Raw genomic sequence first — 16,270 nt, 5'->3', positions numbered from 1 at the left:
AAGAAGGCGGGTCTATGACATCCTTAAGCACTCCTCATCAGGACAAGGCGACGTTTCTTGAGCGCCTGATCTTCAACAACCGCCCGGCGGTGATCGTCATCTGCCTGCTGGTCAGTATTTTCCTGTTCTGGCAGGCGACGCTGATCCGGCCGTCCACCAGTTTCGAAAAAATGATCCCGCTCGAGCATCCGTTCATTGAAAAAATGATGGAGCACCGCAACGATCTGGCGAACCTGGGCAACACCGTACGGATTTCCGTTGAAGCCACCGATGGCGACATCTTCTCCAAGGAGTACATGGAGACCCTGCGCCAGATCAACGACGAGGTGTTCTACATCTCCGGTGTCGACCGTTCCGGCCTCAAGTCGCTGTGGAGCCCGAGCGTGCGCTGGACCGAGGTGACGGAGGAGGGCTTCGCCGGTGGTGAAGTGATTCCCCAGAGCTATAACGGCTCCCAGCAGAGCCTCGACCTGCTGCGCAACAACGTGCTCAAGTCCGGGCAAGTCGGGCGGCTGGTGGCCAACGACTTCAAGTCGAGCATCGTCGACATCCCGCTGCTGGAGTCCTACCCGGACCCGCAAGACCAGGGCAAGTTGCTGGCACTGGACTACCGCAAGTTCTCGCATGAACTTGAAGACAAGATCCGCAACAAGTTCGAAACCCAGAACCCTAACGTGAAGATCCACATTGTCGGGTTCGCCAAGAAAGTCGGCGACCTGATCGATGGGCTGGTCATGGTAGTGATGTTCTTCGGCGTCGCCTTCGTCATCACCCTGATCCTGCTGTACTGGTTCACCAACTGCATGCGCAGCACCGTGGCAGTACTGAGTACGACGCTGGTGGCGGTGGTCTGGCAGCTCGGCTTGATGCACTTTTTCGGCTTCGGGCTTGATCCGTACTCGATGCTGGTGCCGTTCCTGATCTTCGCCATCGGGATTTCCCACGGCGTGCAGAAAATCAACGGTATCGCCTTGCAGTCCAGCGAGGCGGACAACGCGCTGACTGCGGCGCGGCGAACATTCCGTCAGTTGTTCCTGCCGGGGATGATCGCGATCCTCGCGGATGCGGTGGGCTTTATCACGCTGTTGATCATCGACATCGGCGTGATTCGTGAACTGGCCATCGGCGCGTCCATCGGCGTGGCGGTGATCGTGTTCACCAACCTGATCCTGCTGCCGGTAGCCATTTCCTACGTCGGTATCAGCAAACGCGCCGTCGACCGCAGCAAGAAAGACGCGCACCGCGAGCATCCGTTCTGGCGTCTGCTGGCGAACTTTGCCAGCCCGAAAGTCGCACCGGTCTCCATTCTCCTGGCACTGATCGCCTTCGGCGGTGGCCTTTGGTACAGCCAGAACCTGAAAATCGGCGACCTCGACCAGGGCGCGCCGGAACTGCGTCCGGACTCGCGTTACAACAAGGACAACAGCTTCATCATCAACAACTATTCCACCAGTTCCGACGTGCTGGTGGTAATGGTCAAGACCAAGCCCGAAGGTTGCTCGCGCTATGAAGCCATGGCACCGATCGACGAGCTGATGTGGAAGATGCAGAACACCGAGGGCGTGCAGTCGGCGATCTCGCTGGTGACCGTGTCCAAGCAAATGATCAAGGGCATGAACGAGGGCAACCTGAAATGGGAAACCCTGTCGCGAAATCCGGACGTGTTGAACAACTCCATCGCCCGTGCCGATGGTCTGTACAACAACAATTGCTCTTTGGCGCCGGTGCTGGTGTTCCTCAACGATCACAAGGCCGAAACCCTGGATCGCGCTGTTCATGCGGTGCAGGACTTCGCCAAGGACAACAACAAGGAAGGCCTGGAATTCCTCCTCGCCGCCGGTAACGCCGGGATCGAGGCCGCCACCAACGAAGTGATCAAGCGTTCCGAACTGACGATTCTGGTGCTGGTGTACATCTGCGTCGCGACCATGTGCATGATCACCTTCCGTTCCTGGACGGCGACCTTGTGCATCGTGCTGCCGCTGGTGCTGACCTCGGTGCTCGGCAACGCACTGATGGCGTTCATGGGCATCGGTGTGAAAGTGGCGACCTTGCCAGTGGTGGCACTCGGGGTGGGGATCGGCGTGGATTACGGGATCTACATCTACAGTCGCCTGGAAAGCTTCCTGCGTGCTGGTCTGCCGCTGCAAGAGGCGTACTACCAGACGCTGAAATCCACCGGCAAGGCTGTGCTGTTCACCGGCCTGTGCCTGGCGATCGGCGTGTGCACCTGGATTTTCTCGGCGATCAAGTTCCAGGCCGACATGGGCCTGATGCTGACCTTCATGCTGCTCTGGAACATGTTTGGCGCGTTGTGGCTGTTGCCGGCGCTGGCGCGGTTCCTGATCAAGCCGGAAAAACTGGCAGGGCAGAAGGGCAACTCGCTGTTTGCTCACTAGGCGTCAGCCTGACCCAAAAAGCCGCAACTCAGGTTGCGGCTTTTTTTTATGGGGGACCGAGCACTCAGCGTGGTTGTAGCGTCAGGAATGCACTGTTGGCCAGTTCCTTGCTGATGATCCCGCGGTGGATATCGATTTTCTGTCTCGGATCTGTAGCCTTGGCCATCGCCGATTCGTAGGTTTCGAAGCGTTGTTCCCTGGTTTTCAGATGGGCCTGGGTATAGTGCGTCTTGGCATCATCGAAGCGCTCATAGTGAAAATGCGCGTACCCCCAGGGTTGATCGTCTTTGTTCAACAGGACGTACTCCTGCATGAAGTCTTTACGTCCGGTTTTCAGTTGTACGCGATTACCGATCATGCGTGGGTAAACCTCCTTGCACCGTAACAGAAACGCCACACCCTCACTGCTGGGGGGCTGGGCCAGTGTCATGCGGATGCGCAGTTCCGATGCCTTGCTGTCGAGGGCTCGCGCGTGATCGCGTAAATCGCTGATTAACGAGGCATCTTGCTCCCGGTTTGGCGAGGGTGCCTCATGGTGTTCCAGACCCTCGGCATACCCGGTCAGCTTTTGTGCTTCGCGTTGCAATTGCTCTTCAATTTCCTTGGGTGAGCTTGCGCGTTGCGCGTAACCCTCGATTTTCCTTACCTGCTTGTCGACATTGGCGATGGCCTTGCGGGCATCCCCTTTGAGCTGTGCGTAGGAGTGCGCGGAGGCCTTGGGTGCGGGCTGCCTGACCTCGATCATTTCTACCCAGACATTCGGTTCATGTTCATGGAACGAAGCCAGTGGTGCATCTTCGAGTGGACCGCTGATATCAACAATGTCTGCGCCCTGGTTAGCCACGCGGGGGCGAATATCGCCGATCAGAGTGCCCTTGGCGGTTTTGATGACCCGCTTGCGACTGGCCCATGAAGAGGGGCGCTGGATCGGGGGCTTGCTGGTTCCGGGTGAAGACGGACCAGGCTCGGAGACCGAAGGTTGCGGGAGATTTTGAAGGTCGTCGGCCAGACGTCGCTCGGCATCGAGGCGCAGTTCACCGATGATCTCTCGCAGGCGATTGAAGGCCGCTGGCTGTAATTCTTCGGCATTGAAGATGCCGATACTTTCAAGCCCGTCCAGTGCTTTGCGGTAGTGATCGACCAGGTTGTCCAGAACGGCGATCCGATCGCTGCTGTTATATGTGCGAGACGTTTGCAGTTCGGAATGAGAGCGAGACAGCAACATCAGGGGATCGAGCGCGCGTTCGAGTGGGGCCATGGTGGCGCTACCCAGTTCCTTCAGGCTGAGAATACGCAAGATGCTCAGTTGGTAGGACTTGACTCGCAAAGCGGTCAATTCATTCTCGGAGCGATTGTCGGTCAACCGTTTCCAGTCCTCCAAGCCCAAGCGAGACAAGTGTTTAAGCTCCGTAAGTCGGCTCTCTGTTTCTTCGTAGAACCTGATCATGGTTTCGTTGACTTCGGAGGTCCTGCGCATGAATTCGAAGTATCGATCCAGTACGACGTTGCCCTTGTCCTTGATTGCTTCGCGCAAGTGTTCGATACCGCGGGTCAAGTCCGCGTAAGTTCGATTGGTGGCTTCCCGTTCCCGGTCGGCGATGACAACACGTTTGCGCGCGTTGTTGATGAGATTCTCCAGCAGGCTGCGCTGCAGGTTTGAATCGGGATCAGTTTTGCTCAGAGCGCTTTTTTCGCGGATTTCGGCAAGCGCCGTGACATAGGTTTCGCTCTGTTTGTCCAGCTCGTCTGCGAACCGTTGGCGAAAAGTGGCGCGATCCTGCTCGCTGCTGGCGGGGTCGTTTGTTTTCAGCTCCATCAGCTTTTCCGCGATATCAACGCGTTTTTGCACCTGCGTCTGTTGCTGCAAAAATTCCTGGTGGTTCAGTTCCAGCAGGCTGATGCGTTGCTGTTTGCTCTCGCGCAGGGCATCCCGCCTGGCGTTACGTCCTCCGCCGAGCAGTTTCAGCCCTTGATCCAGCGTCCACCGGCCGTATCCATCGGTTTTGAGCTTGATTCCCGGATGGTCGGGATGCTCGGGATGTACCAGGTAGACCTCACCGAAACCGGGCAGGACACTCACGCGAAACAGCAGGCCGGCGACCGTGACGTGCCATTTGTTGTCGATCCGGTACAGCCCCTTGAACGGACCGGTTGCAACAGGCTCTGGCAGAGACGCGGGCCATGCAACCTTGACCGCCTGCAGCTTGTTGAACAGCCGCGCCGAGGTCGAGTCCCGAGCGGTCGACAGGTTGAAATCCAGCAACGTATTACCACTGCCCGGCGGTTCGGAGGGCAGTCCGGGTGTTTCTTGAGTGATGGTTGTCTCGGGATGCAGCAAGTCCAGTGGCAACAGACGGCGCAGCGGATCGAGGGTCACCGGAGCGTCTTCGCCCATGCGCTCTGGCGCGAGTGCAGGCCGTTCACCTTGAGTTCGTGCGACATGCAAAAGGAGCAGGCCGATGTTCAAGAGCACATCGACCCAGGCCAGATTCCGGGTAGTTGGGTCATCACTGTCCAGTGCGGGCAGGTCGTTGATCAGGCTATGGGTGATTTGCAGCATCCAGCCCACCAGCATTGCCGGGCCGCGCAACAGTGGCAGTACCAGGTTGTTAAAGACCAGCCAGCCACCCTCAAGGATGATCGCCCAACGGCTTTCGGCATTGGACACCGATTGCCTGTCAGCCAGATCGGCCAGCGCCCGGGCGTTGCTGGCGAACAGGCTGGCCGGCAATCGACCTTCCTCCATAGCACTGAGCCACTGGGCCGCAGCTTCGTCGCCTGCCAGAATCGCCGGTTTCGGCTTGTCGGGCGGCGAGAACTCGTCGCCGATGTGAAAGTGGTTGATATGCGGTTCGTTGAAACCGTTGTTGTCGTAAACCGGACGTGCGCGGTCCGGGAGCCAGGTCAGCACGCTGGTTTGCAGCGCGCCCTGTTGCGCGACCGCTTTGAGCAAGTCGCTGCGTGCGGCGTATTGCTGCAGTGACGGGGTGTACAAAGGGCGATAGAGGATATGCGGGCCAGTGGCCTGCAAGTCTTTGGGCTCGATGATGAACATGTTGGCGGCCACATCACAGTCGGCGCCGTCCTTGCGTTGGAACGCCAGGGGCCGGATGACCACGGCCTGTTCGTTGACGACCCGTTCGGCGGCGGTGCGATTCATCAACGCGTCGACATAGCGATACCCCAGATGGGTGAACCCGTGCTCACCCTTGATCGAATGCTCGAGGGCCAGCAGGGGGAGATGAACCGACAGTTCCAGCGTGAACAATCGTTCCCGCTCCCGTGCGTCGTCGGTCTCGCCGAGCAGCAAGGTTTCGATCAGTTCGGGATAGTGCTGGCCGACATTGACCCGGCTTACCAGGTCCAGCAGATAGGCGTCGGTAGTCCACTCCTGAATCAGTTGGTCTCCCGTGTGACGGACAGTCATGCGGCCCTTGGGTTTTGCGGCGAGATTGTTGATTGCCAGCTCGGTCAGGGTCATTTTGACGGTTTCGATGTAGCCGCTGCCGAGGTCACCGACGGGTACATGAAAGGTCAGTTCCAGCTCGTCGGAGTTGTAACCGGGCGCCAGCGGATAATCTTCCTGCATCTGCTTGTGCAAGGCTTTTCGGGCAAACGTATGAAGGTCGTCGATGCCATCGTTGAAGGTGCGCCCCTGAGTCTGTTGCTTGACGCTGGCCATGGCCAGGACGTGCTTGCGATAGGCCATGCGGTCAGTGGGTGTCGCTGCTTGCAACCACTCGGAAATCGATGCCTGTATCGGTTGAAAAACCGCATCGACCGGTTGGCTGTCGATGAACAGCGTGGCGACTTCGGTGATCGCATCAACGTGTTTCGCCAACTCGCCCAAGCCCCGGCTGGCGGGCAGTTTGAGTGCAGCCAGATCTTCCAGCTGCCGGTTCAGGAGCAGGGCAGCCTGAATGTCAAAGATGTTGCCGTCCGGCTTAAATCGCTTCCAGGTGATGACATCGGCTTTGTATGCCTGTTGAAACCGTGCGCCCCAAGCCAGGCCGAAAGCTTCCAGGGAAGAGAAGGGCTCGATTTTGCCGGTCACGCTGCACAACAAATGGGTTTCACCACAAGTCACCAGGAGCTCGGGGGCCTGCAGCGTAATGGAGACGTCACCGTTGGTCAGGGTGGTTTGTAGGGTGCAGGCTTGTATGGGGCCTTTTGACCAGGATTGCTGGAGACGCTGCAGGTTGTCCGGGTGGCTGGCCAGCTCCGCGAGAATCCCGGCCTGCACCGGGTTGCTTTTCGACAGGCGGGTCGCGGATGTCTGCAGGACGCCGGCCAGCAAGTTTCCCAGCCATTGCCAGCGGCTGACGCCGGCCTCGTCCTTCTGGTTCCAGTAAAGAGTCAGCGATTCCTGGAGCCCGATGTGCAGCAAGTCGGGCAGCTCAAGGATGACCCCCGCAATCACCTGGAGATCAGGCAGGCTCGATGTGGTTTTGCCGACAGTCAGTTGCGCGGGCGCACGGTTGGTCAGAAAGCAGGCACGACTGAACTGCTCGCTGAAATCGACAGGTGTGCCGCTGGCCAGATAATCCAGTACCAAGTCCAGCAGCAACGCGAGGCGCCAGGCCCCGTTGGGAATCGGCTGCGCGATTTTGGTTCGCTCAGGGTCGAAGTCCAGTTGCGGGTATTTTTCCAGTACGCCGTCCTTGAGCTGGCGAGCGGTTTCCGAGCGCAGGGTGGGGCGGGAGCTGAAGCGGGCGCTGACGGCGTGCGCGATGATATCGGTCATGTCCGCCGTGGCAGGGGGGGACGCAGGTATCGGCATGATGCAATCCTTTGCATGGGTTGAGTTACGCAAAGTAAGGCGAGGCCGGAATGGATGTACGGTAACGGGATACCGCAGATCCGACAATTCGATGATCTAAGTGATGACTACGTGGTGGCAATGAGCCCAGGGGAATTGTGGTGGTTATGCGGGATCGGTGCCGAGCACCACATTCAGCGCATTACGCGCATCGTCGAGTTGCACCAACGTCGCATGCCGCGCGCCCAGCGCATCGCGATTCTCGATCGCCGTGAGAATCGCCTTGTGCCGAGGCAACGCCAGTTCATGCAGGTTCGGCCGTTGGTTGGAGTGTTTCAAGGCTTCGGCAATCGCCACCGACAACATGTTGCACAGGTTTGCCAGCAGGTCGTTGTGGGTCGCGTCGGCGATGCGGCTGTGGAAATCCAGGTCCGGCTGCAACAAGGCTTCAGGCGTCGGTGCGGCTTCCATACGCTGGTAGGCTTCACCGATGGAGGCGATGTCTGCGTCGGTGGCGAACTGCGCGGCCAAGGCTGCAGCGGCCGGTTCGATGATACTGCGCACGCTGGTCAGCAGGCTGAAGAACTCATTCTGCGGGCTGCTTTGCATCAGCCAGTGCAACACGTCCGGGTCGAGCATGTGCCATTCCCGGCGCGGCTTGACCACGGTGCCGACCCGCGGACGGGAATACACCAGGCCCTTGGCAACCAGCACTCGGGTCGCTTCGCGCAGGACTGGCCGGCTGACCGCGTATTCCTCGCACAACAGGGCTTCGGCGGGCAGTTTGTCGTCCGGTTTGAAGCGTCCCGAGACAATCTGCATGCCCAGTTCCTGGACGATGCGCGAGTGCATGCTTTTGCGGTCGGAGGGTTTGCGGTAATCCATGGGGAACGGCGCGGTCCTGTGCGATGGGGTGCTGCGCATGATAGCAGGCGCCCCTGAAAAGATCGCAGCCTTCGGCAGCTCCTACACCGACCGTGTGCGCCGCGATTTCGTCGCCGTACCCGATTCCTGTAGGAGCTGCCGAAGGCTCGGGCCGCGTTCGGACGATCTTTTGATTTTAGTGAGAGTGACGCGGCACCTCAGCCCCACGACAACCGACGAGGAAGTCAAAGTCGCAGCCCTGATCCGCCTGCAGCACATGGTCGATGTACAGCTGGCGATAGCCGCCCACCAGCAACTGTTGTGGCGGTTGCAGATCGGCCATGCGTGCGGCCAGTTCAGCATCCGGAATGTCCAGATGCAAACGTCCACCGGCGCAATCGAGCTCGATCCAGTCGCCTTCCTTCACTGCCGCCAAAGGCCCGCCGGCGGCGGCTTCCGGTGCCACATGCAAGACCACGGTACCGTACGCCGTGCCGCTCATGCGTGCGTCGGAAATCCGCACCATGTCCGTTACACCCTGGGCCAGCAGCTTGGCCGGCAAGCCCATGTTGCCGACTTCGGCCATGCCCGGATAACCCTTCGGCCCGCAGTTTTTCATTACCAGAATCGAGTTGGCGTCCACGTCCAGTTCCGGATCGTTGATCCGCGCCTTGTACATGTCGAAGTTCTCGAACACCACCGCGCGCCCACGATGTTGCATCAGCTCGGCACTCGCAGCGGAGGGTTTGAGCACCGCACCCAGTGGCGCCAGGTTGCCGCGCAACACGCAGATGCCGCCGTCGGCGCGGATCGGGTTGTCGAGAGTGCGGATCACTTCGTCCTGGCCGTAGATCGGCGCGTCCTTGGTGTTCTGGCCGAGGGTTTTGCCGTTGACGGTGAGGGCGTTCGGGTTCGGAATCAGGTTGGCTTCGCCGAGGCGACGCAGCACCGCGGGCAAGCCGCCGGCGTAGTAGAACTCTTCCATCAGGAAGCGACCGGACGGTTGCAGGTCGACAATGGTCGGCATGCCGCGACCGATGCGGGTCCAGTCGTCCAGGTCCAGTTCGACACCGATGCGTCCGGCGATGGCTTTCAGGTGGATCACCGCGTTGGTCGAACCGCCGATGGCAGCGTTCACCCGGATGGCGTTTTCGAAGGCTTCCTTGGTGAGGATTTTCGACAGCTTCAAATCTTCGCGAACCATCTCCACCGCACGCATACCCGACATGTGCGCCAACACATAACGGCGCGCATCGACTGCCGGAATCGCCGCGTTGTGGGGCAGGGACGTGCCCAGTGCTTCGGCCATGCAAGCCATGGTCGAGGCGGTGCCCATGGTGTTGCAGGTACCGGCGGAACGGGACATGCCGCCCTCGGCCGCGAGGAAATCATCAATGGTGATAGTGCCAGCCTTGACCTGTTCGCTGAGCTGCCACACCACCGTGCCCGAACCAATGTCCTGGCCCTTGTGCTTGCCGTTGAGCATCGGCCCGCCGGTGACGACGATCGCCGGCACGTCGCAACTGGCCGCGCCCATCAGCAGCGCCGGAGTGGTTTTGTCGCAACCGGTGAGCAGCACCACGCCATCGATCGGGTTGCCGCGAATGGCTTCCTCGACATCCATGCTCGCCAGGTTACGGGTGAGCATGGCGGTGGGGCGCAGGTTCGACTCGCCGTTGGAGAACACCGGAAATTCCACAGGAAAGCCACCGGCTTCGATCACCCCGCGTTTGACGTGCTCCGCGATCTGGCGGAAATGCGCGTTGCACGGAGTCAGTTCCGACCAGGTGTTGCAGATGCCGATGATCGGCTTGCCGTGGAACTGATGGTCGGCGATGCCCTGATTCTTCATCCAGCTGCGATACATGAAGCCGTTCTTGTCGGCAGTGCCAAACCATTGGGCGGAGCGCAGGGTGGGTTTCTTATCAGTCATGATCGGTTCTCTTATTGTATGACTATATTGTTCGAGCTGTGGCGTAACATAAGCGCAATTTCGGCTGTTTGGAAGTGTTGTTGGTTAAATAGTAATACTATATAGTCGTTTTCAACGGAGGGATGGCCCTGATGGTTTTCCGCGAGAGGCGTCCCCCGAGGTTCTATAACAACAACAATCGGAGACCGAACTCATGAGCCAGGAATTGCGGCTTATCCGTCGCATCACGTTGAAACTGATTCCCTTCCTGATCCTGCTGTACCTGATCGCCTATGTGGATCGCTCCGCCGTGGGGTTCGCCAAGCTGCACATGGGCGCTGACGTCGGCATCGGTGACGCGGCTTACGGATTTGGCGCCGGGCTGTTCTTCATTGGCTACTTTCTGCTGGAGATCCCCAGCAACCTGATGCTCGACCGCTTCGGCGCCCGACGCTGGTTCGCGCGGATCATGGTCACCTGGGGCGCTATCACCATCGGCATGGCGTTCGTCCAGGGCCCGAACAGCTTCTATGTGATGCGTTTTCTGCTCGGAGCGGCCGAAGCCGGGTTCTTCCCGGGCGTGCTGTACTACATCACCCAATGGTTCCCGATTCGTCATCGCGGCAAGATCCTCGGGCTGTTCATCCTTTCCCAACCCATCGCAATGATGATCACCGGCCCGGTGTCCGGCGGCTTGCTCGGCATGGACGGCGTCCTTGGCCTGCACGGCTGGCAGTGGCTGTTCATCGTCATCGGTACGCCAGCGATCCTGCTGACCTGGCCGGTGCTGCGCTACTTGCCGGACGGCCCGGACCAAGTGAAATGGCTGGATCAATCCGAGAAAGACTGGCTGACCGGGGAGCTGAAAAAAGACCTCGCCGAATATGGCCAGACCTGCCACGGCAATCCGCTGCATGCACTGAAGGACAAACGGGTGTTGCTGCTGGCGCTGTTCTATCTGCCGGTGACCCTGAGCATCTATGGTCTCGGTTTGTGGCTGCCGACGCTGATCAAGCAGTTCGGTGGCACGGACCTGGTGACCGGGTTCGTGTCATCGGTGCCGTACATCTTCGGGATCATCGGTTTGCTGATCATTCCGCGCAGTTCCGACCGCCTGAATGATCGCTACGGTCATCTGGCGGTGCTGTATGTGTTGGGTGCCATCGGCCTGTTCCTCAGCGCCTGGCTGTCGGTGCCGGTGCTGCAACTGGCGGCGCTGTGCCTGGTGGCGTTCGCGCTGTTTTCCTGCACGGCGGTGTTCTGGACCTTGCCGGGGCGATTCTTCGCCGGCGCCAGTGCGGCGGCGGGGATCGCCTTGATCAACTCGGTGGGCAACCTCGGCGGCTACATCGGCCCGTTCGTGATCGGTGCGCTGAAGGAATACACCGGCAACCTGGCGTCGGGGCTGTACTTCCTGTCCTGCGTGATGGTGTTCGGCCTGGTCCTGACCGGCGTGGTGTATCGCCTGCTGGAGCGCAAGCACGTGCTGCCGGCCGACCAGTTCGCCGCCAGCGCTCGCGGTGCTACCCGCACCTGACGGGAAACTGGCCAACAAGTTCTGCATTAACAGGAGAAGGTTCATGCGTTTAGTTCAGTTCGAATTGAGTAATGGCGAGCGCCGCGTCGGCGTGGTCGAAGACGATCTGGTGCGCGAAGTGCGGGATGCGCACACGGTGCGGGATCTGGCGCTGGCGGCGATCGAGGCGGGGGTCAATCTTGAGCAACAGGTTCAAACCCTGGGGCTGGGCATCAGCCACAACTATGCCGAGCTGCTGGCCAAGCAGCGCATCCTGCCGCCGCTGGATCACCCGGACCCGGCGCATATGCTGGTCAGCGGCACCGGCCTGACCCATTTGGGCAGCGCCTCGGCCCGGGACAAAATGCATCAGCAGGCCGGCGACGAAGCGGCGATGACCGACACCATGCGCATCTTCAAATGGGGCGTGGAGGGTGGTAAACCCGCATCCGGCTGGGCTGGTGTGCAACCGGAATGGTTCTACAAGGGCGACGGCAGCATCGTCGTGCGACCGGGCAAACCGTTCCCGTTGCCGCCCTTTGCCGAAGATGCCGGGGAAGAGCCAGAGCTCAGCGGCCTCTATGTCATCGGCCACGACGGCAAACCGTATCGCCTCGGTTTTGCAGTGGGCAATGAGTTCTCCGATCACGTGATGGAACGCAAGAATTACCTTTACCTGGCTCATTCGAAACTGCGCAGTTGCAGCTATGGCCCGGAGCTTCGGGTCGGCGAATTGCCACAACACCTGGCGGGCACCAGCCGCATCCTGCGTGACGGCGAAGTGCTCTGGCAGAACGAGTTCCTCAGTGGCGAAGCCAACATGTGCCACAGCCTGGAAAACCTCGAGTATCACCATTTCAAGTACAGCCAGTTCCTGCGCCCCGGCGATGTGCACATTCACTTCTTCGGCACCGCGACCCTGTCCTTCGCCGACGGCATCCGTACCCGGCCGGGCGATGTGTTCGAGATCAGCCAGGCCGAGTTCGGCGCCCCCTTGATCAACGGCATCGCACCGGTTGAAGCGGCATTCGAACCCGGCACCGTCGGCACACTTTAAGGAGACACCCATGACCCGGATTCTTGGTCACAACTACATTGGCGGTGAGCGCAGCGCCGCTGGCACCGTCAAACTGCAGAGCGTCGATGCCAGCACTGGCGAGGCCTTGCCCCACGATTTCTTCCAGGCCACTGCTGCAGAAGTCGACGCCGCCGCGAAGGCTGCCGCCGCTGCTTACCCGGCCTATCGCAGCCTGAGCGCCGAGCGCCGTGCGCAATTTCTGGACGCGATTGCCGATGAACTGGACGCCCTGGGCGATGAGTTCGTGGCCGTGGTCTGCCGCGAAACCGCGTTGCCGGCGGCGCGGATTCAAGGTGAGCGTGGGCGCACCAGCGGCCAGATGCGTCTGTTCGCCAAGGTGCTGCGGCGTGGTGATTTCTATGGCGCGCGGATCGATCTGGCGCTGCCGGAACGCCAGCCACTGCCGCGTCCGGACCTGCGCCAATACCGCATTGGCCTGGGGCCGGTGGCGGTGTTTGGCGCGAGTAACTTTCCGTTGGCGTTTTCCACGGCGGGCGGCGATACCGCTGCCGCCTTGGCCGCCGGCTGCCCGGTGGTGTTCAAGGCCCACAGCGGCCACATGGCAACCGCTGAATGGGTGGCCGACGCGGTGATTCGCGCCGCTGAAAAAACCGCCATGCCGGCCGGTGTGTTCAACATGATCTACGGCGGTGGGGTAGGGGAAGCGCTGGTCAAGCATCCGGCGATTCAGGCGGTCGGTTTTACCGGTTCGCTGAAAGGCGGTCGGGCGCTGTGCGACATGGCTGCGGCACGGGCGCAGCCGATTCCGGTGTTTGCCGAGATGTCGAGCATCAACCCGGTGATCGTGTTGCCTCAGGCGCTGGAAGTTCGTAGTGAAATCATCGCCCGTGACCTCACGGCTTCGGTGGTGCAGGGCTGCGGGCAGTTCTGTACCAATCCGGGGCTGGTGATCGGCATTCGTTCGCCGCAGTTCAGTGCGTTCGTGCAACAGGTGGCCGGGCTGATCGGCGATCAGCCGGCGCAAACCATGCTCAACGCCGGCACCTTGAGCAGCTATGGCAAAGGCCTGCACAAGCTTCTCGCCCATCCGCAGATCGAGCACCTGGCCGGGAACCCGCAACAAGGCAATCAGGCGCAGCCGCAATTGTTCAAGGCAGATGTGAGCCTGTTGCTTGATGGCGACGAAGTGCTGCAAGAGGAAGTGTTCGGCCCGACCACGGTGTTTGTTGAAGTGGCGGATCAGGCGCAACTCAGTGCTGCGCTGAACGGCCTGCACGGGCAACTGACGGCAACGATTATCGGTGAGCCGGCGGACTTCGAACGCTTCGGTGAGCTGACGGCATTGCTGGAGCAGAAGGTCGGGCGGATCTTGCTCAACGGTTATCCGACCGGTGTGGAAGTCTGCGATTCGATGGTCCATGGCGGACCGTATCCAGCGACTTCCGATGCGCGCGGCACTTCGGTGGGCACCCTGGCCATCGACCGTTTCCTGCGCCCGGTGTGCTTCCAGAATTACCCCGATAGCCTGCTGCCGGACGCGTTGAAGAATGGCAATCCGTTGCGCATCCAACGTCTGGTCGATGGCAAACCATCGCGCGATGCTCTCTAGCCGCTGAACGCAACCCCCTGTGGCGAGGGGGCTTGCCCCCGTTTGGGTGCGTAGCACTCACAAAATCATTGGCACATCAGAGATATTGGGGCTGCTTTGCAGCCCAACGGGGGCAAGCCCCCTCGCCACAGTCCGCTCCCGCATTGAGCTATCATTGCGACTTTCCCATTCAAAGATTGACTGCCATGACTGCCGTAAACGACACCTTGCTCAACGCCCTCGAACATTGCGACATGCTGGAGATCGACGGGCTGCACGCTTTCGACTTCTCTCTCGATGAAGACGATAACCTGCACATCGAATGCATGGACGGTCGGGCGCTCAAGCGCTGGGAGTTCAGCATGGCGCAGATCAAGGCGGCGACTTTCGATCCCGATTTGAAGAGCTGGATCATCACCGGTGATTCCGGTGAACACCGGCTGGTGCCTATGGAAGCGTTTGGTGGTCAGGATGACGAGGACGAAACGAATGAGGATGCGTAACTTCTGGCCACTGTTGATCGCCGGCAGCGTCGGCGCGATGGGCGTGCAGGCGGCGCCGGTCGACAACTACGAGTTGCTGGTGGGGTCGTACACCGCCGGCCAGAGCCAGGGGATTTATCGCCTGAACTTCGACAGCCGCACCGGGCAGATCGACGCCAAGCCGCTGCAAGTGGTGAAGAGCGCCAACCCGTCCTGGCTGACCGTGTCCAAGGATCAACATCGCCTGTTCGCGGTCAACGAAAACGGCCCGGGGCAGGCCGATCCGGTAGGGCGCGTCAGCAGTTACGCAATCGATCCGAAAACCCATGAACTGAGCCTGATCAACCAGGTGCAGACCCTGGGCAACGAGCCGACGCATTCGAGCATCAGCGGTGATGCCAGTCATCTGTTTGTCAGCAACTACTCGGTGGCAGAAGATCCGGGCGGCACCCTGGCGGTGTTACCGGTGGGCAGCGATGGCGCGCTTAAACCGGTGGTGCAGATGAGCAGTCATCCGGCCAGCCGGGTCAACCCCGAGCGGCAGATGTCGGCGCACGTGCACTCGGTGGTTTCTTCGCCGGACGGCCACTACGTGTTTTCCAACGATCTGGGCGCGGACAAGATCTTTGTCTATCGCTTCGACCCCAAGGCCAATCCGGAACGGCCGTTGACCGCTGCCAAACCGGCGTCCGTCCAGTTGCCACCCGGCAGCGGGCCGCGACATTTGCTGTTCAGCGCCGATGGCAAGCACGCCTGGCTGACCATGGAGATGAGCGCGCAGGTGGCGGTGTTCGATTACAAGGACGGCCAACTCGAACAAACGCAGTTGGTCGATCTGGCGGCGGGGCTGCCCACATCGGGCAAGGCTGCGGCTGCGCTTCACGCCTCGGCCGATGGCAAGTTCCTTTATGTCAGTAACCGTGGCACCGCCAATCAGTTGCTGGTGTTCGCCATCGACCCGGCAACCGGCCACCTCAAGGAGCTTCAGCGCCGCTCGGTGGACGGCGATCACCCGCGCGAGTTCAGTCTCGACCCGAGCGGCAAGTTCGTGTTGATTGCCAACCAGAAGAGCAACCAGATTGTCGTCATCGAGCGTGACATCAAGACCGGTCTGTTGGGCAAAACCGTGCAAAAACTGCCGATGGATGCCCCGAGCGATCTCAAGTTCCTGCTGCGTCAATAGGCCGCAGGCCCCGGTTGATGGGGCCTGCAACCTTCTATTAATGAGACTGATATCGGCTAATGCTACAAAGCATTTCAAGGCGCCGACCCTCGGGAGTTAAGTTTGCTTCACGGCCCAACCGGGCAAGCAAGCCAACTGAATCGAGGAATACCGCCATGAACTTCAATCTCTTCTCTGTCATCGCCGCTTCCGCTATCTCTGCCACTGTTGCTCTGCCTGCCAGCGCCAACGTTGAGATCAGCGACAAAAAATCCCACACCCAAAGCTATACCCAGAAATACCTGCAACAGAGCGCCAACTTCTACGCCGCGCTGGATCACAAAACCCAACACTGAAATGTCAGCCCTGCACCCTTTATGCAGGAGCGAAGTCACTTGCCGATCGGCCCACAGGCGTCGAAAAGCGCCGAAGTGATGTCGCTCCTGCATAACGCATTTACGACAGCATCATATTGCTATCAATGTAGTGCTTGATATCACATGGCCATGTGTTTAAATTTGACGCTGATTTTTTGACTCCTTCCCTAAA

10 protein-coding genes are annotated in these 16,270 nt (G+C 60.1%); 7 read left to right on the top strand and 3 right to left on the bottom strand.

Annotation, left to right across the window (positions count from 1 at the left end; translation table 11 throughout):
* Window positions 1–14: 14 nt before the first annotated feature.
* Window positions 15–2,399, top strand: a complete 2,385-nt coding sequence (locus LOY36_RS15405) for an RND family transporter (protein WP_258668658.1) — start codon at window positions 15–17, stop codon at window positions 2,397–2,399.
* Between the two features lie 64 nt (window positions 2,400–2,463).
* On the opposite strand, the gene LOY36_RS15400 is transcribed toward LOY36_RS15405, so the two are convergent.
* The 3 genes from LOY36_RS15400 to LOY36_RS15390 all read right to left on the bottom strand — a co-directional run bounded on the left by LOY36_RS15400 (window position 2,464) and on the right by LOY36_RS15390 (window position 9,955).
* Entirely contained in the window at window positions 2,464–7,179 is a 4,716-nt protein-coding gene (locus tag LOY36_RS15400; RefSeq protein WP_258668657.1) for a dermonecrotic toxin domain-containing protein, read from the bottom strand.
* A 144-nt stretch (window positions 7,180–7,323) separates the two neighbouring features.
* Complete coding sequence (locus tag LOY36_RS15395; protein WP_019650047.1) at window positions 7,324–8,043, bottom strand: FadR/GntR family transcriptional regulator; 720 nt, start codon at window positions 8,041–8,043, stop codon at window positions 7,324–7,326.
* Window positions 8,044–8,218: 175 nt separating this feature from the next.
* A complete protein-coding gene (locus tag LOY36_RS15390; protein ID WP_258668655.1) occupies window positions 8,219–9,955 on the bottom strand; it encodes an IlvD/Edd family dehydratase in 1,737 nt (578 codons plus the stop codon).
* A 193-nt stretch (window positions 9,956–10,148) separates the two neighbouring features.
* On the opposite strand from LOY36_RS15390, the gene LOY36_RS15385 reads away from it, so the two are divergent.
* The 6 genes from LOY36_RS15385 (at window position 10,149) to LOY36_RS15360 (ending at window position 16,077) form a co-directional block, all read left to right on the top strand.
* The gene (locus LOY36_RS15385) at window positions 10,149–11,471 is read left to right on the top strand and encodes an MFS transporter (RefSeq protein WP_019650045.1); all 1,323 of its coding nucleotides are present in this window, start codon (window positions 10,149–10,151) and stop codon (window positions 11,469–11,471) included.
* 43 nt (window positions 11,472–11,514) lie between these two features.
* Window positions 11,515–12,507: an AraD1 family protein gene (gene araD1 / locus LOY36_RS15380; RefSeq protein WP_258668654.1), complete on the top strand. Its 993-nt coding sequence runs from the start codon at window positions 11,515–11,517 to the stop codon at window positions 12,505–12,507.
* 10 nt (window positions 12,508–12,517) lie between these two features.
* Complete coding sequence (locus LOY36_RS15375) at window positions 12,518–14,098, top strand: aldehyde dehydrogenase (NADP(+)) (RefSeq protein ID WP_258668651.1); 1,581 nt, start codon at window positions 12,518–12,520, stop codon at window positions 14,096–14,098.
* Between the two features lie 185 nt (window positions 14,099–14,283).
* Window positions 14,284–14,580 carry a DUF5629 family protein gene (locus tag LOY36_RS15370; RefSeq protein WP_018926173.1) on the top strand — a complete coding sequence of 99 codons (297 nt, stop codon included), beginning with the start codon at window positions 14,284–14,286 and terminating at the stop codon, window positions 14,578–14,580.
* Window positions 14,573–15,742 carry a lactonase family protein gene (locus LOY36_RS15365; protein ID WP_258674186.1) on the top strand — a complete coding sequence of 390 codons (1,170 nt, stop codon included), beginning with the start codon at window positions 14,573–14,575 and terminating at the stop codon, window positions 15,740–15,742. Before LOY36_RS15370 ends, LOY36_RS15365 begins: the two co-directional genes overlap by 8 nt.
* A gap of 155 nt (window positions 15,743–15,897) precedes the next feature.
* Window positions 15,898–16,077, top strand: a complete 180-nt coding sequence (locus LOY36_RS15360) for a hypothetical protein (RefSeq protein ID WP_019650041.1) — start codon at window positions 15,898–15,900, stop codon at window positions 16,075–16,077.
* Window positions 16,078–16,270 lie beyond the last annotated feature (193 nt).

The sequence above is a fragment of the Pseudomonas sp. B21-019 genome (assembly GCF_024749225.1).
Taxonomy (GTDB): domain Bacteria; phylum Pseudomonadota; class Gammaproteobacteria; order Pseudomonadales; family Pseudomonadaceae; genus Aquipseudomonas.
Note: the sequence above shows the minus strand (reverse complement) of the source record. Positions and strands in the feature narration are given on the sequence as shown.

What these genes read in the sequence shown, in the direction of transcription:
- LOY36_RS15360 (WP_019650041.1), top strand. Translation starts at nt 15,898, where the DNA reads ATGAACTTCAATCTCTTCTCTGTCATCGCCGCTTCCGCTATCTCTGCC.
- LOY36_RS15405 (WP_258668658.1), top strand. Translation starts at nt 15, where the DNA reads ATGACATCCTTAAGCACTCCTCATCAGGACAAGGCGACGTTTCTTGAG.
- LOY36_RS15400 (WP_258668657.1), bottom strand. Translation starts at nt 7,179, where the DNA reads ATGCCGATACCTGCGTCCCCCCCTGCCACGGCGGACATGACCGATATC.
- LOY36_RS15365 (WP_258674186.1), top strand. Translation starts at nt 14,573, where the DNA reads ATGCGTAACTTCTGGCCACTGTTGATCGCCGGCAGCGTCGGCGCGATG.
- LOY36_RS15370 (WP_018926173.1), top strand. Translation starts at nt 14,284, where the DNA reads ATGACTGCCGTAAACGACACCTTGCTCAACGCCCTCGAACATTGCGAC.
- LOY36_RS15390 (WP_258668655.1), bottom strand. Translation starts at nt 9,955, where the DNA reads ATGACTGATAAGAAACCCACCCTGCGCTCCGCCCAATGGTTTGGCACT.
- LOY36_RS15375 (WP_258668651.1), top strand. Translation starts at nt 12,518, where the DNA reads ATGACCCGGATTCTTGGTCACAACTACATTGGCGGTGAGCGCAGCGCC.
- araD1 (WP_258668654.1), top strand. Translation starts at nt 11,515, where the DNA reads ATGCGTTTAGTTCAGTTCGAATTGAGTAATGGCGAGCGCCGCGTCGGC.
- LOY36_RS15395 (WP_019650047.1), bottom strand. Translation starts at nt 8,043, where the DNA reads ATGGATTACCGCAAACCCTCCGACCGCAAAAGCATGCACTCGCGCATC.
- LOY36_RS15385 (WP_019650045.1), top strand. Translation starts at nt 10,149, where the DNA reads ATGAGCCAGGAATTGCGGCTTATCCGTCGCATCACGTTGAAACTGATT.